The sequence below is a fragment of the Kitasatospora sp. NPDC005856 genome, from assembly GCF_040629945.1.
In the GTDB taxonomy this organism is placed as follows: Bacteria; Actinomycetota; Actinomycetes; order Streptomycetales; family Streptomycetaceae; genus Kitasatospora.
The window spans coordinates 37729-58147 of record NZ_JBEXWT010000059.1 but is presented as its reverse complement, the minus strand read 5'-3'; the positions used below and the strand labels follow the sequence as shown (position 1 = coordinate 58147).

General features: G+C 73.7%; 27 protein-coding genes and 1 pseudogene. 15 read left to right on the top strand and 13 right to left on the bottom strand.

The features are described 5' to 3' along the window. Window positions 1–228: 228 nt before the first annotated feature. Window positions 229–900, top strand: coding sequence for a hypothetical protein (locus tag ABZ449_RS28955; RefSeq protein ID WP_360351919.1), 672 nt, complete (start codon window positions 229–231; stop codon window positions 898–900). 140 nt (window positions 901–1040) lie between these two features. Here ABZ449_RS28955 and ABZ449_RS28950 read toward each other — a convergent pair whose 3' ends face one another. From ABZ449_RS28950 to ABZ449_RS28940, 3 genes are all read right to left on the bottom strand, one after another. Continuing rightward, on the bottom strand, window positions 1041–2471 hold the full coding sequence (locus ABZ449_RS28950; RefSeq protein ID WP_360351917.1) for an alpha/beta fold hydrolase: 1431 nt from the start codon (window positions 2469–2471) through the stop codon (window positions 1041–1043). A gap of 90 nt (window positions 2472–2561) precedes the next feature. Then, entirely contained in the window at window positions 2562–2819 is a 258-nt protein-coding gene (locus tag ABZ449_RS28945; protein ID WP_360351922.1) for a DUF4287 domain-containing protein, read from the bottom strand. 156 nt (window positions 2820–2975) lie between these two features. After that, window positions 2976–6992 carry a Pls/PosA family non-ribosomal peptide synthetase gene (locus tag ABZ449_RS28940; protein WP_360351914.1) on the bottom strand — a complete coding sequence of 1339 codons (4017 nt, stop codon included), beginning with the start codon at window positions 6990–6992 and terminating at the stop codon, window positions 2976–2978. A 579-nt stretch (window positions 6993–7571) separates the two neighbouring features. Between ABZ449_RS28940 and ABZ449_RS28935 the strand changes: the two genes are divergently transcribed. After that, complete coding sequence (locus ABZ449_RS28935) at window positions 7572–8165, top strand: histone deacetylase (RefSeq protein ID WP_360351911.1); 594 nt, start codon at window positions 7572–7574, stop codon at window positions 8163–8165. 317 nt (window positions 8166–8482) lie between these two features. Beyond that, window positions 8483–8623, top strand: a complete 141-nt coding sequence (locus ABZ449_RS28930; protein ID WP_360351908.1) for a hypothetical protein — start codon at window positions 8483–8485, stop codon at window positions 8621–8623. A 79-nt stretch (window positions 8624–8702) separates the two neighbouring features. Here ABZ449_RS28930 and ABZ449_RS28925 read toward each other — a convergent pair whose 3' ends face one another. Beyond that, complete coding sequence (locus ABZ449_RS28925) at window positions 8703–9224, bottom strand: histidine phosphatase family protein (protein WP_360351905.1); 522 nt, start codon at window positions 9222–9224, stop codon at window positions 8703–8705. A 276-nt stretch (window positions 9225–9500) separates the two neighbouring features. Next, window positions 9501–9977, bottom strand: coding sequence for a carboxymuconolactone decarboxylase family protein (locus ABZ449_RS28920; RefSeq protein ID WP_360351902.1), 477 nt, complete (start codon window positions 9975–9977; stop codon window positions 9501–9503). Window positions 9978–10236: 259 nt separating this feature from the next. Between ABZ449_RS28920 and ABZ449_RS28915 the strand changes: the two are divergent. Both ABZ449_RS28915 and ABZ449_RS28910 read left to right on the top strand, forming a co-directional pair. Continuing rightward, a pseudogene (locus ABZ449_RS28915) lies at window positions 10237–10290 on the top strand (hypothetical protein); the annotation flags it as partial. A 103-nt stretch (window positions 10291–10393) separates the two neighbouring features. Beyond that, window positions 10394–10663, top strand: coding sequence for a hypothetical protein (locus ABZ449_RS28910; protein ID WP_360351900.1), 270 nt, complete (start codon window positions 10394–10396; stop codon window positions 10661–10663). A 69-nt stretch (window positions 10664–10732) separates the two neighbouring features. Here ABZ449_RS28910 and ABZ449_RS28905 read toward each other — a convergent pair whose 3' ends face one another. Next, window positions 10733–11122: a hypothetical protein gene (locus ABZ449_RS28905; protein WP_360351897.1), complete on the bottom strand. Its 390-nt coding sequence runs from the start codon at window positions 11120–11122 to the stop codon at window positions 10733–10735. Between the two features lie 198 nt (window positions 11123–11320). Here ABZ449_RS28905 and ABZ449_RS28900 point away from each other — a divergent pair, with 198 nt between their 5' ends. After that, window positions 11321–11497 (top strand): hypothetical protein, encoded by a 177-nt coding sequence (locus ABZ449_RS28900; protein WP_360351894.1) that lies wholly within the window; start codon window positions 11321–11323, stop codon window positions 11495–11497. A 7-nt stretch (window positions 11498–11504) separates the two neighbouring features. Here ABZ449_RS28900 and ABZ449_RS28895 read toward each other — a convergent pair whose 3' ends face one another. Both ABZ449_RS28895 and ABZ449_RS28890 read right to left on the bottom strand, forming a co-directional pair. Then, complete coding sequence (locus tag ABZ449_RS28895; RefSeq protein WP_360351892.1) at window positions 11505–12146, bottom strand: DUF2306 domain-containing protein; 642 nt, start codon at window positions 12144–12146, stop codon at window positions 11505–11507. Between the two features lie 120 nt (window positions 12147–12266). Continuing rightward, window positions 12267–12620, bottom strand: coding sequence for a VOC family protein (locus ABZ449_RS28890; RefSeq protein ID WP_360351889.1), 354 nt, complete (start codon window positions 12618–12620; stop codon window positions 12267–12269). A gap of 200 nt (window positions 12621–12820) precedes the next feature. Here ABZ449_RS28890 and ABZ449_RS28885 point away from each other — a divergent pair, with 200 nt between their 5' ends. Further along, a complete protein-coding gene (locus tag ABZ449_RS28885) occupies window positions 12821–13102 on the top strand; it encodes a hypothetical protein (protein ID WP_360351886.1) in 282 nt (93 codons plus the stop codon). Between the two features lie 57 nt (window positions 13103–13159). On the opposite strand, the gene ABZ449_RS28880 is transcribed toward ABZ449_RS28885, so the two are convergent. The 3 genes from ABZ449_RS28880 to ABZ449_RS28870 are packed head-to-tail and all read right to left on the bottom strand — an operon-like array spanning window position 13160 to window position 14089. After that, window positions 13160–13627 carry an NUDIX domain-containing protein gene (locus tag ABZ449_RS28880; protein ID WP_360351884.1) on the bottom strand — a complete coding sequence of 156 codons (468 nt, stop codon included), beginning with the start codon at window positions 13625–13627 and terminating at the stop codon, window positions 13160–13162. A gap of 14 nt (window positions 13628–13641) precedes the next feature. Next, window positions 13642–13887, bottom strand: coding sequence for a hypothetical protein (locus tag ABZ449_RS28875; protein ID WP_360351881.1), 246 nt, complete (start codon window positions 13885–13887; stop codon window positions 13642–13644). A 1-nt stretch (window position 13888) separates the two neighbouring features. Beyond that, window positions 13889–14089, bottom strand: a complete 201-nt coding sequence (locus ABZ449_RS28870) for a hypothetical protein (RefSeq protein ID WP_360351878.1) — start codon at window positions 14087–14089, stop codon at window positions 13889–13891. 120 nt (window positions 14090–14209) lie between these two features. On the opposite strand from ABZ449_RS28870, the gene ABZ449_RS28865 reads away from it, so the two are divergent. The 6 genes from ABZ449_RS28865 (at window position 14210) to ABZ449_RS28840 (ending at window position 17080) form a co-directional block, all read left to right on the top strand. After that, window positions 14210–15049 (top strand): helix-turn-helix transcriptional regulator, encoded by an 840-nt coding sequence (locus ABZ449_RS28865; RefSeq protein ID WP_360351876.1) that lies wholly within the window; start codon window positions 14210–14212, stop codon window positions 15047–15049. After that, a complete protein-coding gene (locus tag ABZ449_RS28860; RefSeq protein ID WP_360351873.1) occupies window positions 15034–15243 on the top strand; it encodes a DUF397 domain-containing protein in 210 nt (69 codons plus the stop codon). The genes ABZ449_RS28865 and ABZ449_RS28860 overlap by 16 nt, the downstream gene beginning before the upstream one ends. Window positions 15244–15434: 191 nt before the next feature. Next, window positions 15435–15683: a hypothetical protein gene (locus ABZ449_RS28855; RefSeq protein WP_360351871.1), complete on the top strand. Its 249-nt coding sequence runs from the start codon at window positions 15435–15437 to the stop codon at window positions 15681–15683. 88 nt (window positions 15684–15771) lie between these two features. Next, on the top strand, window positions 15772–16161 hold the full coding sequence (locus ABZ449_RS28850; RefSeq protein WP_360351869.1) for a DUF397 domain-containing protein: 390 nt from the start codon (window positions 15772–15774) through the stop codon (window positions 16159–16161). Window positions 16162–16275: 114 nt separating this feature from the next. Then, window positions 16276–16671, top strand: coding sequence for a copper chaperone PCu(A)C (locus tag ABZ449_RS28845; RefSeq protein WP_360351866.1), 396 nt, complete (start codon window positions 16276–16278; stop codon window positions 16669–16671). Between the two features lie 31 nt (window positions 16672–16702). After that, window positions 16703–17080: a hypothetical protein gene (locus tag ABZ449_RS28840; RefSeq protein ID WP_360351863.1), complete on the top strand. Its 378-nt coding sequence runs from the start codon at window positions 16703–16705 to the stop codon at window positions 17078–17080. Window positions 17081–17138: 58 nt separating this feature from the next. Here the strand turns inward: ABZ449_RS28840 and ABZ449_RS28835 are convergent, their stop codons facing one another. Then, the gene (locus ABZ449_RS28835; protein WP_360351861.1) at window positions 17139–17330 is read right to left on the bottom strand and encodes a hypothetical protein; all 192 of its coding nucleotides are present in this window, start codon (window positions 17328–17330) and stop codon (window positions 17139–17141) included. Window positions 17331–17963: 633 nt separating this feature from the next. On the opposite strand from ABZ449_RS28835, the gene ABZ449_RS28830 reads away from it, so the two are divergent. Together ABZ449_RS28830 and ABZ449_RS28825 are read left to right on the top strand one after the other, a co-directional pair. Then, window positions 17964–19079, top strand: a complete 1116-nt coding sequence (locus ABZ449_RS28830; protein ID WP_360351858.1) for an ABC transporter substrate-binding protein — start codon at window positions 17964–17966, stop codon at window positions 19077–19079. Window positions 19080–19162: 83 nt separating this feature from the next. After that, on the top strand, window positions 19163–19678 hold the full coding sequence (locus tag ABZ449_RS28825) for a DinB family protein (RefSeq protein WP_360351856.1): 516 nt from the start codon (window positions 19163–19165) through the stop codon (window positions 19676–19678). A gap of 40 nt (window positions 19679–19718) precedes the next feature. Here ABZ449_RS28825 and ABZ449_RS28820 read toward each other — a convergent pair whose 3' ends face one another. Then, window positions 19719–20369: a hypothetical protein gene (locus ABZ449_RS28820; RefSeq protein WP_360351853.1), complete on the bottom strand. Its 651-nt coding sequence runs from the start codon at window positions 20367–20369 to the stop codon at window positions 19719–19721. Between the last annotated feature and the right edge of the window lie 50 nt (window positions 20370–20419).

The window sequence follows — 20419 nt, the reverse complement described above, 5'->3', positions numbered from 1 at the left end:
ACGCAGGCCGAGGAGTGCAGACCGAGCGAGGCGGCGGTGGCCTTGCCCGCGACCATGGTGGCGGGGCCGAGCCGGTCCTGGGTGACGGTCGGCGCTGACCGCCGTACTGCCCGCCTGCCGCTCCCGGGCCCGGATCTGAGTATTCGTGCTCAGGTCCGCCGGGCCGCCCGTCCGTAGCCTCGTGATCAAGGCCGGCAGGACGATCGGCGCCGACTCGGGGGGATGCAAGTGAAGACCAGTGACCGCACCACGGCCCGCAGGTGGCCGGCCGTTCTCGGCGTCGTGCTCCTTCTTCTCCTGATCGGCACGGCCGCGACCGGGTCGTGGCTCTTCGACAACGGCTACGGCCCGGTCGCCCGGCACGACGATCCCGGCACGGACGCCGCAAAGGCCCGGGACGGCATCCAGAGCGCCCTCGAAGGCGCCGCCGGTGCCATCACCCCGCAGATCGCACACTGCGACGGCTGGTACTACGTCGTCCGCGACCCGGCCCACTGGGACGGCGAGCCGATGCCGACCTCCACCGTGTACCGGACGTGGTCGCTCCAGACCCGGGTCGACCGGTCGAAGTACGAGCTCCTCGCCGACCAGCTCGCCCGGTTCTGGAAGGCGAACGGCTACGACGTGGGCCCCTTCCAGAACTCCGTCGGCGCCAACACCCACACCTTCGTGACCGACGAGCGCCGGATCTCCGCCACCTCGCCCGACGGCGTCTTCATCACCCTGGAGATGGACACCCCGGGCGTGAGCCTGGAGGCCTCCGTGGACGGCGTCCACTACGCCGGCACCGAGGTCTACGGCAAGGCCCCCACCCACCCGGGCAGCCGGCCGACCACCTACTCGTACCCGCTGAGCGTGATACCCCCGACCGTGGACGACCCGTACTGGTCGCACCGCTGACGGCCCGACCGGCCGGGCCGGGAGCCGGTCTTCGTGGCCCGGCGCCCGTGACTCGCCTGCGGTGGGCCCGTGTTCGCGGGCTCGGCGGCGAGGCGGCCGCTGCGCGCCGCGGTGACGGGCCGCTCCGCCGACGGCCGGCGCTACTTCAGCAGGAAGTCGTACACCGCCTGTCGTCCGGCCGGGTTCGCCGCCCGGTTCTGCACCGAGTGCGCCGCGCCGGGGACGATCACGATCTGCGGGTGGTGGGCCAACTCGGCGCTCTGGTGGATGAGTTCGTACGGTGTGGCCAGGTCGCGGTCGCCGCCGAGCAGCAGTACCGGTACGTCGGGCAGCCTGCGGTGCGCCGGCGGGGCCGGGGGGACGCGTTCGCGCGGCCAGTCCAGGCAGACCAGGAGGCTGCCGAGCCCGGTGGCGGTGGCGGGGTCGTACGGCCAGGTCTGCTCGGCGGTCAGCCGCCGGCGGGTGAGTTCCAGTGCGGCCGCGCGGCCCTCGACGGGCGTGTCGGTGGTGCCCCAGGGGAAGCGCGAGTCGGCGCACAGGGCGGCGGAGTGCAGGCCCTGGCTGAGCTCCTCGGCCGAGGCGGCGTCGACCTCCCGGTGGACGAGGTCGAAGAACTCCCGGAGCTTCGCGCTCTGCCCGGCGGCGGCCTCGTGCAGGATCTCCGGGACCCCTGCGTAGTCGGGGTCGATGAACTCGTAGCCGGTGAGGGCGCTCAGGATCTGCGCCCCGTTGCCGTAGCGCCGCACGGTGGCGGCGAGGTCGGCGGCCGGGTCGGTGGTGCAGCCGGTGGCCTGGCAGGCGGCCCGCAGGACGCGGGCGGTGGCGGGCAGCGCGGCCAGGTCGAGGGGGTCGAAGCCCTGGGGCGGCGCCACCGAGTCGAGCACCAGGCGGGCCACGTGCGCCGGGTGGGCGAGCGCGTAGCGTTCGGCGACGAAGCTGCCGTACGAGACGCCGTCCAGGGTCAGGCGCCGGGCGCCGAGGGCGCGGCGCAGCTGGTCGATGTCGGCGACGGTGTCCGCGGTGCTGTAGAGGCGGGCGTCGGGGCCGAGGGCGGCGGCGCAGTCGGCGATGGACTGTTCGCGCGGTCGGGCGAGGTCGGAGGAGCCCATGTCCTCCTGGAGGCCGGGGCATCGGAGTGCGCCCCGGCCGGTGCCGCGCTGGTCGAACATGACGAGGCGGTAGTCCTTGAGGACGGGCTCCAGTGTGTCGGCCATGCGCTTGATGGCCGGGACTCCGGGCTGGCCGGGGCCGCCGGTGAGGAAGAGCAGGTCGCCCTTGGGTGCCGTGGTGTCGGCGGTGAGGGCCACCGCGAGGTCCAGGGTGCCGGGGGTGGCGCCGCTGTGGTCGAGCGGGACGGTGAGGGTTGCGCAGGTGAACTCGGGTGTGTCCGGGCAGGGTGCCTGCCCGGTGATCCCGCCCGCTCCCCCGCCGGCTCCGGCGCCGGACGGGGCTCCGGCTGGGGCCGGGGCCGGGGCCCGGGTGGAGGCGACGGCGGGGGTGGCCAGGGTGGTGCCGGCGACCACCGCGAGGGCGCCCAGCAGGGCGGCGATGCGGCCGCGCGTGCTCGTCATGGTCGTCCTTCCGCTCGCACCGCGTCCGTGCGACGCGGTCACGGAATCATGCTGCGCCCCGGCGCGGAGCCCGTCGATGCCGACACGTTCTCAGGCGGCCTTCTCGGCGAGGGTGTGGGCGACGAGGGCGTTGGCGTGGCCGTGGCCGAGGCCGTGCTCGGTCTTGAGCCAGGCGACGAGTTCCATGTGCTTGGTGAGCGGGGAGGTGCGGATGAGGTCCTTCCACTCCTCGATCGGGCGGCCGTACTTCTTCTCGATGGAGGGGAAGTAGGAGGCGGGGCCCTTCACGGCGGCGGTCGTCGCAGTGGCGGTCGTCGCAGTGGCGGTCGTCGCAGTGGCGGTCTTCACGGCGGGGGTGGCGGTCATGAGCGGGTCCTTCCGGCGGGGCGGAGCGAAGCGGTGCGGTGCGGTCACGAGGGTGGACCGTGACCGCACCGCCGACTCATCGCCCCGAGAAGGTGATCCGCGTCACACAGCCCGCCACGCGGTCCGTCGCACGGTCCGTCACACCCCGGCGGTGGTCCGGCGTCGGCGGCGCCGTCCGGCGGGCGGGGTGGGGTCGGCGTTCCAGGCGGCGACGGGGTTGCCGAGCCAGCGCCCGCCGCCGGGGACGTTCTCGCCGCGCATGACGAGGGAGGCGGGGCCGACGGTGGTGCCGGCGCCGAGGGAGGAGTTGAGCAGCACGATGGAGTGCGGGCCGGTGGTGGAGCCGGCGGCGAGGTGGACGGGGCCCAGGCGCATGACGCGGTCGTGGAAGAGGTGGGTCTGGAGCACGGTGCCGCGGTTGACGCTGGCGCCGGCTTCGACGGTGACCAGGTCGGTCTCGGGCAGCCAGTGGGTCTCGCACCACACGCCGCGTCCGATGCGGGCGCCGAGGGTGCGCAGCCACGCGTTGAGGTAGGGGGTGCCGGTGATGGTGTGGCCGCCGAAGGGCATGGCGAGTTCCTCGACGAAGGTGTCGTAGAGCTCGTTGCGCCATACGAAGGAGGACCACAGGGGGTGTTCGGCGACGCGGAAGCGTCCGACGAGCAGCCATTTGGCGGCGGTGGTGACGGCGCAGGCGGTGACGGCGGCGGCGATCAGGACGAGTCCGGCGGTGGCGAGGGCGGTGCCCAGGCCGTAGTCGTCGCGCAGTTCCTGGAGGGCGGCGAGGACGAGGTCGCCGAGCAGGGCGGCGAGGACGATGGGCAGCAGTCGGCACAGTTCGACGCCGGCGCGTGCCCACATCAGGCGCCGGGGCGGGTCGTAGGTGCGGCCTTCGGTGCCGGTGTCGGCGACGCGGGGCAGGGCGAAGGCGGGGCGGCCGAGCCAGGAGGAGCCTTCGGGGGCGTGGGCGGGGGTGTCGGACAGGACGCCGACGAGGGAGCCCGCGGGCAGGTGGCGGTCGGGGCCGACGATGCCGGAGTTGCCGACGAAGGAGCGTCGTCCGACGTGGGCGGGGCCGAGGTGGATCCAGCCGCCGCGCAGTTCGTAGGGGGCGACGAGGGTGTCGTCGGCGAGGAAGGCGCCGTCGTCGACGCGCATCAGGCCGGGCAGGGCGAGGACGGTGGAGGCTTCGACGCGGCGTCCGACGCGGGCGCCGAGCAGGCGCAGCCACACGGGGGTGAAGAGGCTGGCGTAGAAGGGGAAGAGGGTGCGTCGGGCGGTGTCGCTGAGGCGGCTGACGGCCCAGGCGCAGAAGGCGACGCGGCCGGTGGCGGGGTGGAAGCCGGGGCGCAGCGGGCGGGAGAGGAGGCGGACGAGGAGCGCTATGAGGGTGGCGTAGCACAGGAGGGTGAGGGCGGCGAGGGGGATGGTGGCGGGCAGGAGTCGCAGGAGGGCGCCGGACAGGGTGGCGTCGGTGTCGATCATCGGGTAGACGATGAGCAGGGCGGGCAGGGCGGCGATGATCGGGACGAGGCCGAAGAGGGCGAAGCCGGCGCCGTAGGCGAGGTTCCAGGCGCGGGAGGCGCGGGGGGCGGGGGCGTTGTCGGTGGTGGGCCAGTGGGCGGGGGCTTCGGTGGCGGGGCGGGCCGGGGAGCCGGTCCAGTGTGCGCCGGGTGGGACGGGGGTGGTGGCGGTGACGCAGGAGCCGGGGGCGATCTCGGCGCGGGCGCCGATGCGGGCGCCGGGCATGAGGGTGGCGCGGTGGCCGATGCGGGCGCCTTCGCCGATGTCGATGCGGCCGAGGTGGAGGGTGTCGCCGTCGAGCCACCAGCCGGCGAGGTCGGCTTCGGGTTCGACGCAGGCGTGGGCACCGATGCGGGCGAGGCCGGTGACGGGGGGCAGGGTGTGGAGGTGGACGCCGGGGCCGACGCGGCAGCCGAGGGCTCTGGCGTAGCGGGAGGCCCAGGGGGTGCCGGCGAGGGCGGCGGTGCCGAACATGGCGGTGTGGCGTTCGGCGGCCCACAGGCGCAGGTGGACGTGGCCGCCGCGGGGGTGGCTGCCGGGGCGGATGCCGGCGGTGAGCAGGCGGGCGCCGGCGGCGGCGAGCAGGGTGCGGCCGGGGGCGCTGTAGAGGAGGAGCAGGCCGGTGGCGACGGGCCACCAGGGGCTGTGGGGGGCCCAGGCGAGGTGGTTGCCGGTGAGGTTGTCGAGGGCGATGAGCAGGAGGATCCAGCGCAGTCCGGCGAGGGAGAACATGCCGAGGAGCAGGAGGGTCTGCCACAGGCCGGCGCTGCGGGGGGTGCGGTGCACGGTGCGGGGGCGCACGGCGGCGGTGGCGACGGTGTCCTCGGGGGTGGTTCCCTCGGGGCTTTCGGGTGGGTTGGTGGGGGTGAGGGTGTCGAGGTGGTCGGCGAGGTCGGTGAGGACGGGGTGGGCGTACAGGTCGGCGACGGAGACGCCGTGGTGGCGGGTGCGCAGTTCGGAGACGAGGCGGGCGGCGGTGAGGCTGGAGCCGCCGAGGGCGAAGAAGTCGTCGTCCGGGCCGGGGGTGACGCCGAGCAGGCGTTCCCAGTGGCGGGCGAGGCGGCCGGCGGTGCCGTCCAGGGTCTGCGCGGCGGAAACGGTTCCGGTGGTGGGCAGCGGCCAGGGCAGGGCGTTGCGGTCGACCTTGCCGGAGGTGCGGGTGGGCAGGGAGTCGACGAGGGCGAGGACGGGCACCAGTGGAGCGGGCAGGCGTTCGAGCAGCTGGTGGCGGGCGGTGGTGAGGTCGGGGGTGGTGCCGGGCCGGGCGACGAGGTAGCCGACGAGCAGGTCGGCGCCGGCGGGGGTCCTGCGGACGGCCGCGGCGGCGGCGCGCACGTGGGGCAGGGCCTGGAGGGCGGCGTCGATCTCGCCGAGTTCGATGCGGCGGCCGCCGAGTTTGACCTGGTCGTCGGCGCGGCCGAGGAAGACGAGGCCTTCGGGGTCGTTGCGCACGAGGTCGCCGCTGCGGTAGACGCGGGGTGAGGTGAGGGCGGGGTGGGCGCTGAACTTCTCGGCGTCCTTGGCGGGGTCGAGGTAGCGGGCGGTGCCGACGCCGGTGATGAGCAGTTCGCCGCTCTCGTACCAGGGGACGGGGTTTCCGGCCTGGTCGACGACGGCGATCTCCCAGCCGTCGAGGGGGGTGCCGATGCGTACGGGCCGGCCGGGGAGCAGGCGGGCGGCGGTGGCGACGACGGTGGTCTCGGTGGGGCCGTAGGTGTTCCAGAACTCGCGGCCGCCGGTGGCGAGGCGCTCGACGAGTTCGGCGGGGCAGGCCTCGCCGCCGACGATGATCAGGCGTACGGCGTCCAGGCATTCCTGCGGCCACAGGGCGAGCAGGGTGGGGACGGTGGAGACGGCGGTGATGCGTCGGGTCACGAGCCAGGGGCCGAGGTCGGTGCCGGCCTTGACCAGGGCGCGGGGGGCGGGGACGAGGCAGGCGCCGTGGCGCCAGGCGAGCCACATCTCCTCGCAGGAGGCGTCGAAGGCCACGGAGAGGCCGGCCAGGACGCGGTCGCCGGGGCCCAGGGGCCGGTGCGTCAGGAAGAGGCGGGCCTCGGCGTCGACGAAGGCGGCGGCGCAGCGGTGGGTGACGGCGACGCCCTTGGGGCGGCCGGTGGTGCCGGAGGTGAAGATGATCCACGCGTCGTCGGGCGGGGTGGGCCAGGCGGGACGGCCGCCGGGGCGGGCGGCGGCGTGCGTGGTGTGCGGGGTGCGGCCGGGGCCGAGGACGGCGCAGACGGCGGCGTCCTGCCAGATCGTCTCGGCGCGTTCGTCGGGGTCGTCGGCGTCGACGGGGACGTAGGCGGCGCCGCAGCGCATGACGGCGAGGATGGAGACGTAGAGGTCGGCGGTGCCGGAGGGGATGCGCACGCCGACCCGGTCGCCGCGGCCGATGCCGTGGGCGGCCAGCGCTGCGGCGAGGGTGTCGACCTCGTGGAGCAGGGCGCGGTAGTCGAGGACGGTGTCGCCGGTGTCGAGTGCGGGCGCGTGGGGGTGCGCGTCGGCGGTGGCGGCGAGGATGTCGAGCAGGCTGCGGGGGTCGGCGGCCCGGGCCACCGGCCGGCCGGCCGCGGGGCCGGGGTGGGGGCGGTGCAGCGTGCCGGGGCCTGCCGGGTCGTGGCGTGCGTCCATCGATGGGTTTCCTTGGCTCCGGGTCCTGGGGGCGGGGCGCGCACGGGTGTGTCGCGGGCTGGCGTCGGGTGTGGCGGGGTGATGCTCGGTGACGTGGTGGTCACCTGCGGGAGGAGCGCCCACTCACCATGACTCCGCTGGGAGTCGGCTGGATGCAGCGGAGATTCGATCAAAGGAAATTCTCATCATTGCTGCCACCCAGGGGCGGCAACGGTATGAATCGAATGTCATTTCGCGGGTTTTCGCTCGTTTCCGCTGGTGAAGAGTAAGCGCCGAATACCGGAACAGCGCGACGGGAGAGGGCAGGGTGACGAACGCCATGGCGACGGGAACGCTACAGGTGGCGCGGGGGTCGCTACCGAATCGGGGGGTTCCGGTCGGATCATCGGGCTGTTCACGGTTTTCCCATCTTCGTGTGGGAGTCTTTCGCGCCCCTCACCGCGGCTCCGTTCTGTGAACGGGCCGGGCGAGGGTTCTTCGGGCTGGAATTCCGCTGATGACGGCCGGGCCCGGGACGGCACTTCCGGGCGGGACGGGAGCGGCACTGCCGGCCGGGGCGGGAGCGCGCTCGTCTGGTACGTGGCGTACGGCTCGAACCTGCACGCCGCCCGCCTCGCCTGCTACCTGCGCGGCGGGCGCCCGGACGGCGGAGCGCAGACCCAGCCCGGCTGCCGCGATCCGCGCCCCCCGCGCCGGGCGGTGGCCACCGCGCTGCCGGGCTCGCTCTACTTCGCCGGGCACTCGCTCACCTGGGGCGGCGGCTCGGCCTTCTACGACCCCACCCTGTCCGGAGAAGTCCCCTGCCGCGCCTATCTGGTGACGGTCGGTCAGTTCAGTGACATCGCCGCCCAGGAGATGCGCCGCTCCCCCGGCACCGACCTCGACCTCACCCCGGTCCTCACCACCGGACGCACCGAACTGGGGCCGGGCCGCTACGAAACCCTGCTGTACGTCGGCGAGTCGGACGGCCACCCGATACTGACCTTCACCGCCCCCCAGGGCGCGGCCGGCGCCGAGCTCAACGCCCCCACCCCGCCCTACCTGCGCACCCTGGCCGCCGGGCTGGCCGAGTCCCACGGCTGGGGCCCCTGGCGCGCGGCCGGCTACCTCGCCACCCGGCCGGGCGCGGCCGGGCACTGGACGCCGCGGACGGTGGCGGCGGTGCTGGGCTGATCCCCCGGCGCCGGCGCACCGCCGCGCCATGCCGCCCGGTCCACCGGGGCACCGGGCCGCCGGGGCACCGGGAAGTCGGGGCACCGGGAAGTCGGGGCACCGGGAAGTCGGGAAGTCGGGAAGTCGTCTGCGACGGCACCCTCCTGGACGCCCTGCGCGCGGCCCTGGACACCGGCCGCGGCCCCGAGGACCTGACGCCCTTCACGGCCGAACCCGAGGAGGACTGGACGCGGTCGCTCGCCATCATCGAGCATCCCGGACTGCGCGCCCACCTCGGCCACCTCGGCCACTTCTGCACCGACGGCGACCTCGGCCTGATGCCCGCCGCGGAGGACACCGCGGTCCACGGCCTGGACCACGAGGGCTGCCGGGGCGTCGCGGGCCGGGAGGACGGGCACGGCCGGATCGAGATCACCGTCATCGCGCCGAGCGACCACGTCGCCGGCCCGCGCCGCTGACCCCACCGCCGTCCGGTGGGCCCGCCCGGCCAACCACCGGGCGGCCCTTCGGCGTTCGGGCCGGGCCGGGCGGCGGACCTCAGGCGTGCGGCGCCCAGAAGGCGGTGAGCCGGGCGGCTCCGTGCTCGACGGCCTTCCAGCTGCCCTCGAAGGTCAGGACGGCGATGGCGGCCGTCGGGAAGCCGGAGCGGTTCATCCGCGCCAGCAGGTCGCCCTCCGCCTCGCCGGCCAGGGCGTCGGCCAGCGCGTGGACGCCGGGGTTGTGGCCGACCAGGAGCAGGTCCCGCACCTCGTCGGAGGTCTCGTTGAGGACCGCGATGTGTTCGCCGAGGCTCGCGTCGTACAGGCGATCCTCGAAGACGGCCTTCGGCCGGGCCGCCAGCTCGGCGGCCAGGAGCTGCCAGGTCTCGCGGGTGCGCAGGGCGGTGGACACCAGCGCGAGGTCGGGGGTGATGCCCGCGCCGGCCAGCCAACGACCGGCCACCGGGGCGTCCTTGCGGCCCCGCGCGGCGAGCGGGCGCTCGTGGTCGTCCACGTCGTCGGGGTGCTCGGCCTTGGCGTGGCGGACCAGGACGATCCGGCGCGTCGTCTCCTCGGACATGGGTTTCTCCCTCTCACGGCATCGGTCGGGCGCGGGGCACGAACAACGAAGATCGTGACAGCCCGCGCCCGCGCCGGGGGCCGGGTTGGCCGGGAAGCGCCGGTGATGTTCACCCGTTCGAGTAAGAGGCCGACCCGTTCCGGCCCGTTCCGGCCGGGGCCGCCGGGCGGTGCGGCGCCGCCGCGGGTACGCGGCGGCCGTACCGTCGGGCGGCCCCGACCTCCCCACCGGCCCTACCCGCCCGGCCGGTTGGGGACGGGGTGCGCCCGTGGCCGGTCAGTGCTCGTACATGCCGACCTCGTAGCCGCCGCCGGGCTGGCGGGTCATCACGTTGGCCCGGTTGAAGGCGTTGATGATCGCTATCACGCAGACCAGCGCCGCGAGCTGCTCCTCGTCGTAGTGCTTGGCGGCGTTCGCCCACACCTCGTCGCTCACCCCGCCGGCCGCGTCGGCGATCCGGGTGGCCTCCTCGGCGAGTTCCAGTGCGGCGCGCTCGGCGTCGCTGAACACGGTGGCCTCGCGCCAGGTGGCGACCAGGTTGAGGCGCACCGGGTCCTCCCCGGCGTGGACGGCCTCCTTGAAGTGCATGTCGATGCAGGCGGCGCAGCCGTTGATCTGGCTGACGCGCATCCGCACCAGCTCCTGGACGGCGTACGGCAGGCTCGACTCGGCGATCGGCTTGTTGGCCGCGATGAAGTGCTTGAAGACCTTGCCCATGACCGGGCTGGTGAAGGGGTTCAGGCGGGGTTCCATGGTGTGCTCCTCGGTCGGTGTCCCGTTGCTGCCCTTGAAGACAGGACGGCCCGCCGCTTTGTGACATCCCCCGGCCGCCGGTGCGCCGTGACCTGCGCCACACCCACCCGCGCGCGGGCCGGGGCAGGGATCGCAGTAGCCTGCCGGCCCGTGATCGGGACAGGGGGTCCACGGTCAGGACAGGGGGTCCGCGGTGAGTTAGACGGATGTGGCGGGCGCGGCCGGTTACCGTCCGCTGCTGGTCTCCATCGCCTACGGGATGACGGGTTCGGTCGGCGACGCCGAGGACCTCGTCCAGGACACCTTCCTCGGCCTCACCCGCGCCGACCGGGCCGGCACCGTGATCACCGACCCGAAGGCGTACCTGACCACGGCCCGTCACCCGCCTGGGCGTCAACCACCTGAAGTCCGCCCGGGTGCGCCGCGAGGCCTACGTGCGCCGTGTCGCCCGGCTGCTCGCCGGCGGCCTGCGCCGCGTCCGGCGCCTGGGCGCGCGCCTCGCCCCGGCCCTGGTCAACGGCCGCCCGGGCGCGGTGGTGTACGACGCCGAGCAGCGGGTGGCCGGCGTCATCGGGCTGGACATCGACGCCGACGGCGCGGTGCGGGCGGTGCGCGCCGTGTCCGACCCGGACAAGCTCGCCCACCTCGGGCCGGTCTCGGACCTCGGGCTGCTGCCGGCGAAGTAGCCACCGCCCGCGGCGCACGCGACGGCCCGGGCCCCCGGAAGGCGGGCCCGGGCCGTTCGAGCCCGAGGGTCAGGGGGTGGTGCAGACGGCGTTCGCCGAGATGGACTGGTTCACGGTGCCGGTGTTGGTGCCGCGGATGACCCAGGAGCTGCCACTCGGGTAGGAGTCGGTGAAGAAGATGTCGAAGGCGCTGGTCTGGCCGCCGCCGCCGGTGGGCACCTGGCCGGAGGGACAGGTCGCGGTGGCGAGCCCGTGGCCGCCCGCGGGCACGTCGACGGGGTCGCCGAAGACCGGGGTGTGTGCGGCCAGCATCGACGGGTCGGCGACGGCCTCGTCGTGGGCGACGACGACGCTCGGCTTGACGGCGGGCTTGTCGTCGGCGAAGGCGACGGCGGCACTCGCGGCCAGGACGGTGACGGCGGTCAGGGCGGTCAGGACGAGGGGTTTCGTACGGGCCATGGCGGCCTCCTGAAGGGTGGGGGTCGGGCGTGGGTCGACGGTGGGCTGCTCCCGCGTCGCCCCCGATCCGTACCCGAACCACCTGGCCCGCCGCCGGATGGAACCTCCGGCTACCCGGGCGGAGGAACCCCGGTGCCCGCGCGGGCTAACGAGGGCCGCACTCCCCCGCTCGGTCAACGCGGGGCCGACGGGTAGAACATGAGCAGCCGTCACCTCGATCGGCCCGCGCAACCGGCCGGCGAGCGCCCGCCCGAGGCCCTCCGGGCCCCGTCGGCGAGACCGGCACCGGCAGCGGCGACCACCTACGCGGGCGGCGTCCTGCGCGTCGTCCACACCTCGGGCGGCACCACCACCCACGCCTGCACCCGCGCCTGAGCCCTGCTCACGCCGCCGCCCCGCTCTCCGCCCGGGTCTCCGCGCCGGCCTCCGGGCCGGGGCGGCGGCGGGTGAACCAGCAGGCCAGTAGCAGGTTGGGCACCCAGCACAGCCAGGCGATGGCGGTGTAGGAGGTGCGGAAGTCCAGGTGCGCGACCGCGACGACGACCAGCATGAGCCGCAGGGTGACGGCGGCGAAGGTGAGCGCGAAGCTGCGGATCATCCAGCGGCGGTGGTCGATCACCCGCCCGTCGAGTATCGCCCGCAGCCCCGCGCCGCCGGTCACCAGCCAGGACACGGCCAGGCAGGCGAAGCCGGCCCCGGTCACCGCACCCCCGTACGCGACCGGCGCCATCAGCAGCGCCCCCACACCGCCGACCAGGCAGCCGAGCAGGTAGGTGACGCCGATGCGGCGGTGCAGGCGCGGCCGGCGCTCCCGCAGGCGGCGGGAGAACTGCCACGGCCCCACCAGCAGAGCGACGAGCGCGCCGAAGATGTGGACGTAGAGCGGCAGTTCGTGGCTCAGGTAGGTGGCGCGCTGCCGCGTGAAGAACGCCCCCGGATCGAAGCTGAGGTAATTGGCGGAGGCGGCGACGATGAGTGTGGAGAGCACCGTCATGACGGCCCAGCCGGCCCGTGTGATGCGCATGGACCGAGTCTCGGGCCCGGGGGCCGCATCCGGCATCCGGGGTCTCCCTGATACAGCACCCTCAGAGAACCCTCATCTCCCCTACGGGGTAAGGGAGATGATCGCCTCGAACCGGACCGGTCAGGCGGGCTGCCAGAGCTCGATCCGGTTGCCCTCGGGGTCGGTGACCCAGCCGAACCGGCCGACGCCCGCCATCTCCTGGGTCTCCTCGGCCACGTCCGCCCCCCGGGCGCGCAGCTGGGCGAGCATCGCCTCGAGGTCGCGGACGCGGAAGTTGAGCATGGTCTGCTGGGTGCGGGAGCCGAAGTAGTCGGTCCCGGACTCGAAGGCGGCGAAGACCGTCGGCCCGGTCTCCTGCTGCCAGAGGCCGTGCTCGTCGGCGTCCAGCCCCAGGCAGTCGCGGTACCAGGCGCTCAGCGCCGCGGGGTCGGCGGCCCGCAGGAAGTACCCGCCGATTCCCAGCACTCGTTCCATCCCGTCATCCTGCCAGGACGGCGGCCGCCTCTCGCGCTACGACTCCTCCTCGTCTTCGGGTGATCTCGATCGGGTGTCGGCGCGGCGTCCGGACGGGCACGGCGCGTGGTCCGGTATGCATGTCCCGGGCCGGTGTCCGTGGGCGGATCATGCTCCTTTCGGCCGGCCAATCCCCTGTCATCCGAGAGGATCTGATCACTATGAAGCTGGTCCGACGAATCGCCGCCACCGGCTGCGCCCTCCCCCTCGCCCTGGGCGGCCTCATCGCCGCCGCCCCGACCGCGAGCGCCAGCTCGCAGAATTGCTCCCGCCACGTGCTGGAGAAGGCCCCGGGCTCGGACAAGGAGCTGGTGGAGGACGCCTGCCGGGCCGGCGAGGCCGGCGGCGAGGACGCGTTCCGGACCTGTTACCACCTCCTGCGGGTCGACTACGTCCCCGCCGTCGTCGCGGCGGACGCCTGCCGCAGCGCCTCGAGGAACTGACGCAGGACGCCCCGGCCCGGCGCGGGGGGTCCGCGCCGGGCCGGGGCATGCGGCGGGTCAGGCGGCCCGCTGGCCGTGGAGGAGGGCGGGCAGGGAGCGGCCGGCGAGGGCCTCGGCGGCGCGGGCGGCCTGGGAGGGGGCCATGACGTCGGGCAGGCCGCGGGCGGGGACGAAGCGGGCCCCGAGCAGTCCGCTCTGGCGCTGCGCGGGGACGGTGATGCGGGTGCCGTCGGGGACGGTGCCGCCGTCGAACACCAGGGTGAGGCGCTCCAGGTGGCGGTCGGCGGGGGTGAAGTCGACGGCGAGGACGTCGGTGAGACGGACGATCAGCCCGGTCTCGGCGTGCAGGTGGCGGGCGGCCGCACGGTGCGGGGGCTCGTTGGGCTTGGCGGCGCCGCCGGGCAGGATCATGCCGTCCATGTAGTCGGGGTCGACGAGGAGAACGTCGCCACGCTGGTTGCGGATCAGGACGAGGCAGCCGAGCCGGCAGACGGGGGGCTTGGCGAGCAGGCGGGGGTCTTGCACGGGCGTGGTCGCTTTCAGTCGTCGAAGGTGAGGCGCTCGTAGCGCAGGCCCTTGCGCAGCAGGTCGACCATCCGCAGGAGGTCGAGCGGGCGGGCGGTGAGGTGGAGGAGGTAGCTGCACGTCTGTCGGCCGTCGGCCCAGTCGACTTCGAGCGTGGGGAGCTTGACGCCGCCGAGGGCGAGGACGGTGGTGAGGTCGTCGAGGACGTCGGCGGCCTGCCGGCGCTGCTCGGCGGTCGCGCGGGAGAGGGTGGAGGACATCTCACTTCTCCCCGGGCCGCTTGTGGACCTCGAAAGCGCGCCAGGCGCTGTACGCGTCCCCGAAGAAGACGAAGGCGGCGAGCTCGCCGGTGGCGCTGTGGAGCCATTCGCCGGTGATCTCGTTGCGGACCCGGTAACGGTCGGCGGCGGCGTCCCAGCGGACGCCGTAGCCGTGGAGGCGAGGGAGTTGGTCGTGGGGCATGAGAAGGGGAACCCTCTGCGATCGGAGTTTCACGTTCTGTGCACATGGTGACGCAAGGCCCCCTAGGATCAGAAGTGGCTTGCTACTTGCCATGAGGCACCACGGGAGTTGAGGGCTGCCATGAACAAGAAGAAGGTTGACCCGGAGTCGAGCCCCTGGGCGCCCTTCGGAATCCAGCTCCGCGCCTTCCGAGAGGCCAAGGACCTCCTCCAGGAGGAACTGGCCCCGCTCATCGGGTGCTCCCCCTCGCACCTCTCGTACATCGAACTTGCGCACCGACCGCCGAGCCGCAAGCTCGCCGAGCTCTCCGACATCGCGCTCGACACGGGCGGCACCATGCTGCTGATGTGGTATCAGCTGAAGAACGCCGCGATCCTGGAAGGCTTCCCGGAGTACGCCGGCTACGAGGCCCTTGCGGAACAGATCCGAATCATCGAGGTCAACATCGTCAACGGGCTTCTTCAGACCCGAGCCTATGCAACGGCCATCGAAATGGGTTACGCCCGGCAAACCGACACGAGCGAGAAGCTCGCCGAGGAACGAGTCGAGTTCCGGCTAGCCCGCCAGCGGGTCCTTGAGCGGACCCCTCCCCCACTCCTGCACGTGGTGTTGGACGAGAGCTGTCTCAGGCGAATCATCGGTGGACGTGATGTCATGGTTGAACAACTCCTTCACCTTGAGCAGTTGACCACCCGCCGCAACGTGGTCATCCAGGTGGTTCCGTATTCCCTGGGCGAATTCCGACCGTTCACTCACATGGCGACGCTCCTTACCATGCCGAACCGCAAAGTGCTCGCTTATGGCGAGGTCGAGCAGCGCGGCTACATCGATCGCGACACCAAGTCGGTTTCCATGCTTAGCAGGAGCTACGATCGGCTTGCGGTCGAGGCCCTTGGTCAGGCCGAATCGTTGGCTTTCATCCGTGCAGCAAGGAGGGACCTGGAGTGGATGTCGACCTGACGGAGGCTTCCTGGCGGAAGAGTTCGTACAGTGGAGGAGGCGGCGGCCAGTGCATCGAGGTCGCCGACGGCTTCACCGGCGTCATGCCCGTACGGGACTCCAAGGACCCCTCCGGTCCGGCCCTCCTCTTCCCCTCCCCCGCCTGGCAGGCCTTCGTCACCGCCGTCCGCACCGGCGAGTTCGACGCCCGCTGACCATCGCCCATCGGCCCCGCCACCCCACCCCAGGGGCGGCGGGGCCGAGGCGTGCGCGACTGCGCGGCGGTCGACTGTTTTCTGCCAAATTGGTCTCTACCATTGCCCTGAATCCGGGATTCCGGAAGGCTCACCGCGAGCGCCGGGAAGCGGACTCCGGCGTTCTCCCCCTGAGCGAGGAAGACACCGACATGGCACTTCGCAAAGCGGTTTCCACCATGGCCCTGGCCGGGATGCTCACGGTCGCGGGCGGCCTGATGGCCGCACCCGCCGCCCAGGCATCCACCACGCGGACCACCGGATACACCTACGTCGGCATGTACCCGAGCGGCGCCGCGTGCGACGCCGCCGGGAAGGCCTACGTGGCCCGTGGGGAGGCGGTCAGCTACTTCTGCGACGTCGCCCCGACCACGGCCCGCCTCTCCGTCTGGTTCTCCTAGGAATCGTCCGGGAAGCCGGCGTGGCCGGCTTCCCGCTCCTCCCCTGCCCTGATGGCCAGTTGGCGGATCGACTTCAGGAGGGCGCGCGATGGACACCACCCGCATCACCACCTGGCGGAAGAGTTCGCACAGCGGTGACGGCGGCGCATGCATCGAGGTCGCCGACGGCTTCGCCGGCGTCATGCCCGTACGGGACTCCAAGGACCCCTCCGGTCCGGCCCTCCTCTTCCCCTCCCCCGCTTGGCAGGCCTTCGTCACCGCCGTCCGCACCGGCGAGTTCGCCGCCCGCAGCACCGGATGGCTCAGCCACCTCGTGCGCGCGGACGCCCGGGGCAACGGTCACGCCACCGCCGCCGTACGGCAGTTCCTCGCCGACGACGACCTCCCCGCCCGGGTGCTCGCCGTGCACCGGGAGGCCAACCCCGCCTCCGGCCGGGTCCTCGTCCGTCGAACATCCCTGACTGGCCATGCTATTTGACTGAGAATCACTAGATCAGGTGATCTTCTGCCCGGCTTCCTTGTGCCTCGGTCACCCGCGCGATGTTCTGGCCGGGCGGGTCGAGGGACGACCCCGCCGAGGGGAGCGATACCCATGAAGATGCCGGTCACCACCGACGTCAAGGTCAGGGACAAGTCCGCCTGGGTCCGATGGCTGCCGAACGCCCTGCCGGCCGCGGCCTACATCACGCTCGACAACTCCGCCGACAAGCGCTACGACATCACCAAGATCAAGAGCCCCGACTACAAGAGCATCACGATGTACCAGACCGTCACCGACAGCGAGAGCTCGAAGATGGTCAAGCTGGACAAGGTCACGCTCTCCGCGAAGGGCGGGTTCGCCTTCGTGCCGGGCCAGTACCACCTGATGCTGGAGAAGCCGACCCGCCTGATCACCCCCGGCGACAACGCCCGTGTCATCTTCTTCCTCGACGACGGCACCGTCCTCAAGGTCAGGATCCCCGTCCGCACCTCCCCCGAGCTGTACTGACCCCGCCCTACGCCCACGTGGAGATCCAGACATGACCACCTACCACCTCGACCTCGGCGACAACCGGGCCGAAACACTCGACTCCGTCACCAAGCTCACCCTCGTCGGCTCCGAACTCGACCTCGACAACCTCCTCACCACCGGCGTCAGGGCTCCCGTGCCGCTGTGGGGCGACGTGCTCCTCACCCGCGGCGACGACCGCCACGAGGCCACCACCACCTGGGTCGAGGACGTCGAGAACACCAACACCCACCAGGACGTCGTCCTGATCGCCGGCGACCCCGCCGACCCGGCCTCCCGCCGGGTCCGCCTCGCCGACGCCTGGGCCAGCACCACCTACCACCTGGACGAGGACGACGACCCGGACGCCTTCGTCATCAGCTTCAAGGACATCACCATCGAGAAGTAGGCGCCCGGAGTGGGAAGTCGGCCCCGCCGGCTTCCTGCTCCCGCCCGGCCGGACGGGCCTACGGCCGGCGCCCCTGGTCCGCTTCCGCCACGGGCTCGACGGGCGCGGGGAGCCCGTGGGCCGCGTGGGCGGCGGACACCGGCACTTCCCGCTCGCCCGCGTGCGACGGCGTCGCCGGGCCGAGCACGGCAGTCGCCACGGCGGCACTCACCGCGGCCGCCTTCGCGAACCCGCCGGTCACGTCCGGCATGCGGGCACCTCCCCCGTTCTCGCCGCCTGCCCCAGCGGCGGGCGCCGACACGGACAGCGAAGCACCACCGGAGAGGGGCGACAACCCCTCGCGGCGCACGACCGGTCCGCCGCCGAGGCCCGCCCGGCGACGCCCCACGCACAGGAAGTCGGCCCCGCCGACTTTCCACTCCCCTCACCGGCCCGCCGTACGCGGGCACGGCCGTGACCCGGCCGAGGGCCCCTGGTGGTCGCCCCGCAGCGCGTTCTCGGGCCCGGCCGGTGAACCGGCGGGGGCCGCGGGGAAGTCGGCACTGGGCGTGAGCGGGCGGTTCCAGGGGCGGCGGCCTGGGCGGGGCCGGGACGGCCCTGCCGTCGCCCCCTGCTCGGCGTCCGGATCGGTGCTTCCGCGGCGGCTTGACGTTCGCCGGCCGTCGCGGCCGGGCCCGGCGCCGCTCGACGCCGCCCTGGGCGTCCTCGCCCCACGGGCCTCGCGGTAGCGCGACCGGAAACCCGCTTGCCCGGTGGCGGTGGTGGTGGGTGCAATGGGCCCGCATGGTCACGCAGGTGCGCTCGCCGTCGTGGGGCGACGTGGGGGGCTCGGCGGTCCGGGCGGCCTGCGACGACCGAATCGTCACGCGGGAGGCGCCAGCGCATGAGCACATCACCATCACCGGCCGCGGCGGAGCGCGCTGACGCTTCGCCGGTGCGCATCGGCGCGCTCGTTCCGTTGTCCCGGCCCGGCTGGGTCGAGGCGGGCCGGCACGTGCTCGCCGGGCTCGAACTGGCCGCCCGTGAGGTCGACGAGGCCGGTGGGATCGGCGGGCGGCCGCTGGAGCTGCTGGTGCGGGACACCGCGGCCGATCCGCAGCGGGCCGCCGAGGCGGTGGAGGAGCTGGCCCACCTGGGCGTGGCCGCCCTGGCCGGGGAGTACCACAGCGTCGTCGCCCGCGCGGTGGCCGCCCGGGCCGACGCCCTGGGCCTGCCGTACCTGTGCTCGTCGGCGGTGCTCGACGCGCTGACCGAGCAGCCGACGCCGTGGGTGGCGCGCCTGTGCCCCGCGCAGTCGCACAGCTGGCGCGTCTACGCGGACTTCCTCCTCGGCGCGGGCCACCGCCGGATCGCCGTGGCCACCCAGCCGAGCGTCTACTGGGCGGCCGGGACGCGCATCCTGCGGGAGTGCCTGGCTCCGCACGGCGGCACCGTCGTCGAGCTCGACACGGGCGCGCTCTCCGCCGACGCCGTGTGCGCCGAACTCGTGCGCGAGCGGGCGACGGTCCTGCTGCTGCTGGCCGGCAGCCCGGAGCCGTCGGTGCCGATCGTCAGGGCGGTGCGCGGCGACGCGCGCCTCGCCGACGTCCTCATCGGTGCCCCGGCGGGGCAGCCGGAGTTCGCCGAGTGGGCGGCGCTGCTGGGCGACGACGGCGCGGGCGTCCCGTTCCTGCGCTACCTGCCCGAGCGCCTCGGCCCGCTGGGTGCGCGGGTCGAGGCGGCGCTGCGCGAACGGCTGGGCGAGGCGCCCTCCTTCGTCGCCTTCGAGGGGTACGACACCGTCACCGTCCTGGCCGAGGTGCTGCGTTCGCAGGGCGCGGACCGGGCCGGCATCGCCTCGGCCTGGCCGCACGTCGCCGTGGAGGGCACGCGCGGGACGGTCCGGTTCTCCCGTACGCCGGGCGGCAGCGTCTGGCAGTGGGCGTGGCCGCCGGTCCAGGTCGTCGACCGCGACCCGGCGGCCCCCGGGCGCTTGCGGGTCCTCCACTGCGGCCGGTAGCGCCCGGCCGGGCGGGAAGTCGGCCGGGCGGCCGGAGCAAAATCCGGTGCGCCCGGCACGGCGCCTCGGTAGCGTGCACGACCATGGCATCGGAACTTGAACGCCCCCCGCTCCAGGCGGACGAACGCACCGCGATCGTCGGCTGGTTGGACCTGCAACGCAAGATCCTGCGCTGGAAGTGCGAGGGCCTGGGCGAGGAGGACGCGCACCGCCCGGTCCTGCCGACCTCGCCCGCGATGACGATGGCCGGCCTCGTCTCCCACATGCGCTGGACCGAGCACCTGTGGCTGGAGGTGATGTTCCTCGGCGGCGACGAGAAGCAGAACCCGTCGTTCGACGAGTCGGACGAGGACGCCGAGTGGCGCACGGAGGGACGCACGCTCGCCGAACTGCTCGCGCAGTACGAGGCCCAGTGCGCGCGCAGCGACGAGATCGTCGCGGCGGCCTCGCTGGACGACGTCGGCCGCCACACCGGCTACCGGGCCGGCGGCGCCAACCTGCGCTGGATGCTGATCCACCTGGTCGAGGAGACCGGCCGGCACGCGGGGCACGCCGACATCGTCCGGGAGCTCCTGGACGGCTCGAAGGGCTACTACTAGGAGTGCTTCGTCGGGCCGGCCCCGTCCTGACCGAGCACTCCTAGAGCCCGCCTGCGAGGTGGACGCGGTAGACGATCGTGGCGCCGTCGGTGCTCACCTCGGTGCACAGGTCACGGCGGTCGATCAACCAGCCGTTCGTCTCACACCGCTGCCGGGGCCGGAGCCGGTCGGCGGCCTTTGCCGTCGGCACGTCGGGCGGGCCCGCCAGGTAGAGCGTGCGCCAGCAGGTGGCGCCGTGGCCGTTGCCGCAGCCCTTGTCGGTGTCGAGGACGGTGTAGCCGGGCTGCGGCGGCGGCATGGCCTCGCCGGAGGGGAGCTCCGCCTCGTGGAACGCCACGAGCGCCAGCAGCGGGGTCATGGTGAGGACGAGGGCCAGCTGGCTGTGGAAGGCGATGCCCGCCGCCCGGGACCAGCCGGCCGGGCGCTCGGTGCGCGGGCCGGCGATCCGCCGCTCCAGCCACACTCCGACCAGCACGACCAGTTCGGACAGCGGCATGCAGAGCAGGTAGAGCTCCGCCGCGCTGCGCGGTCGCATCAGGTCGAACGCCGCCGCGAGCACCAGCGCGAGCCAGAGCAGGAGCGCGGCGGCGACCGGCGCCCGCAGCGGCGTGGGACGGGCGCGCAGCAGCCAGTGCACGAGCGGTAGCAGCGCGAACAGCACCCCGGCCACTGCCCACAGAACGATCCCCACGATCCGAAACCCCTCCCTGCGGCGGACGACGGCAACCCGGGAAGTCGGAC

What these genes read in the sequence shown, in the direction of transcription:
- ABZ449_RS28835 (WP_360351861.1), bottom strand. Translation starts at nt 17,330, where the DNA reads ATGCCGGACGTGACCGGCGGGTTCGCGAAGGCGGCCGCGGTGAGTGCC.
- ABZ449_RS28940 (WP_360351914.1), bottom strand. Translation starts at nt 6,992, where the DNA reads ATGGACGCACGCCACGACCCGGCAGGCCCCGGCACGCTGCACCGCCCC.
- ABZ449_RS28950 (WP_360351917.1), bottom strand. Translation starts at nt 2,471, where the DNA reads ATGACGAGCACGCGCGGCCGCATCGCCGCCCTGCTGGGCGCCCTCGCG.
- ABZ449_RS28890 (WP_360351889.1), bottom strand. Translation starts at nt 12,620, where the DNA reads ATGGAACGAGTGCTGGGAATCGGCGGGTACTTCCTGCGGGCCGCCGAC.
- ABZ449_RS28870 (WP_360351878.1), bottom strand. Translation starts at nt 14,089, where the DNA reads ATGCCCCACGACCAACTCCCTCGCCTCCACGGCTACGGCGTCCGCTGG.
- ABZ449_RS28930 (WP_360351908.1), top strand. Translation starts at nt 8,483, where the DNA reads ATGCCCGCCGCGGAGGACACCGCGGTCCACGGCCTGGACCACGAGGGC.
- ABZ449_RS28855 (WP_360351871.1), top strand. Translation starts at nt 15,435, where the DNA reads ATGGCACTTCGCAAAGCGGTTTCCACCATGGCCCTGGCCGGGATGCTC.
- ABZ449_RS28865 (WP_360351876.1), top strand. Translation starts at nt 14,210, where the DNA reads ATGAACAAGAAGAAGGTTGACCCGGAGTCGAGCCCCTGGGCGCCCTTC.
- ABZ449_RS28830 (WP_360351858.1), top strand. Translation starts at nt 17,964, where the DNA reads ATGAGCACATCACCATCACCGGCCGCGGCGGAGCGCGCTGACGCTTCG.
- ABZ449_RS28895 (WP_360351892.1), bottom strand. Translation starts at nt 12,146, where the DNA reads ATGCGCATCACACGGGCCGGCTGGGCCGTCATGACGGTGCTCTCCACA.
- ABZ449_RS28875 (WP_360351881.1), bottom strand. Translation starts at nt 13,887, where the DNA reads ATGTCCTCCACCCTCTCCCGCGCGACCGCCGAGCAGCGCCGGCAGGCC.
- ABZ449_RS28920 (WP_360351902.1), bottom strand. Translation starts at nt 9,977, where the DNA reads ATGGAACCCCGCCTGAACCCCTTCACCAGCCCGGTCATGGGCAAGGTC.
- ABZ449_RS28845 (WP_360351866.1), top strand. Translation starts at nt 16,276, where the DNA reads ATGAAGATGCCGGTCACCACCGACGTCAAGGTCAGGGACAAGTCCGCC.
- ABZ449_RS28850 (WP_360351869.1), top strand. Translation starts at nt 15,772, where the DNA reads ATGGACACCACCCGCATCACCACCTGGCGGAAGAGTTCGCACAGCGGT.
- ABZ449_RS28825 (WP_360351856.1), top strand. Translation starts at nt 19,163, where the DNA reads ATGGCATCGGAACTTGAACGCCCCCCGCTCCAGGCGGACGAACGCACC.
- ABZ449_RS28840 (WP_360351863.1), top strand. Translation starts at nt 16,703, where the DNA reads ATGACCACCTACCACCTCGACCTCGGCGACAACCGGGCCGAAACACTC.
- ABZ449_RS28905 (WP_360351897.1), bottom strand. Translation starts at nt 11,122, where the DNA reads ATGGCCCGTACGAAACCCCTCGTCCTGACCGCCCTGACCGCCGTCACC.
- ABZ449_RS28900 (WP_360351894.1), top strand. Translation starts at nt 11,321, where the DNA reads ATGAGCAGCCGTCACCTCGATCGGCCCGCGCAACCGGCCGGCGAGCGC.
- ABZ449_RS28925 (WP_360351905.1), bottom strand. Translation starts at nt 9,224, where the DNA reads ATGTCCGAGGAGACGACGCGCCGGATCGTCCTGGTCCGCCACGCCAAG.
- ABZ449_RS28885 (WP_360351886.1), top strand. Translation starts at nt 12,821, where the DNA reads ATGAAGCTGGTCCGACGAATCGCCGCCACCGGCTGCGCCCTCCCCCTC.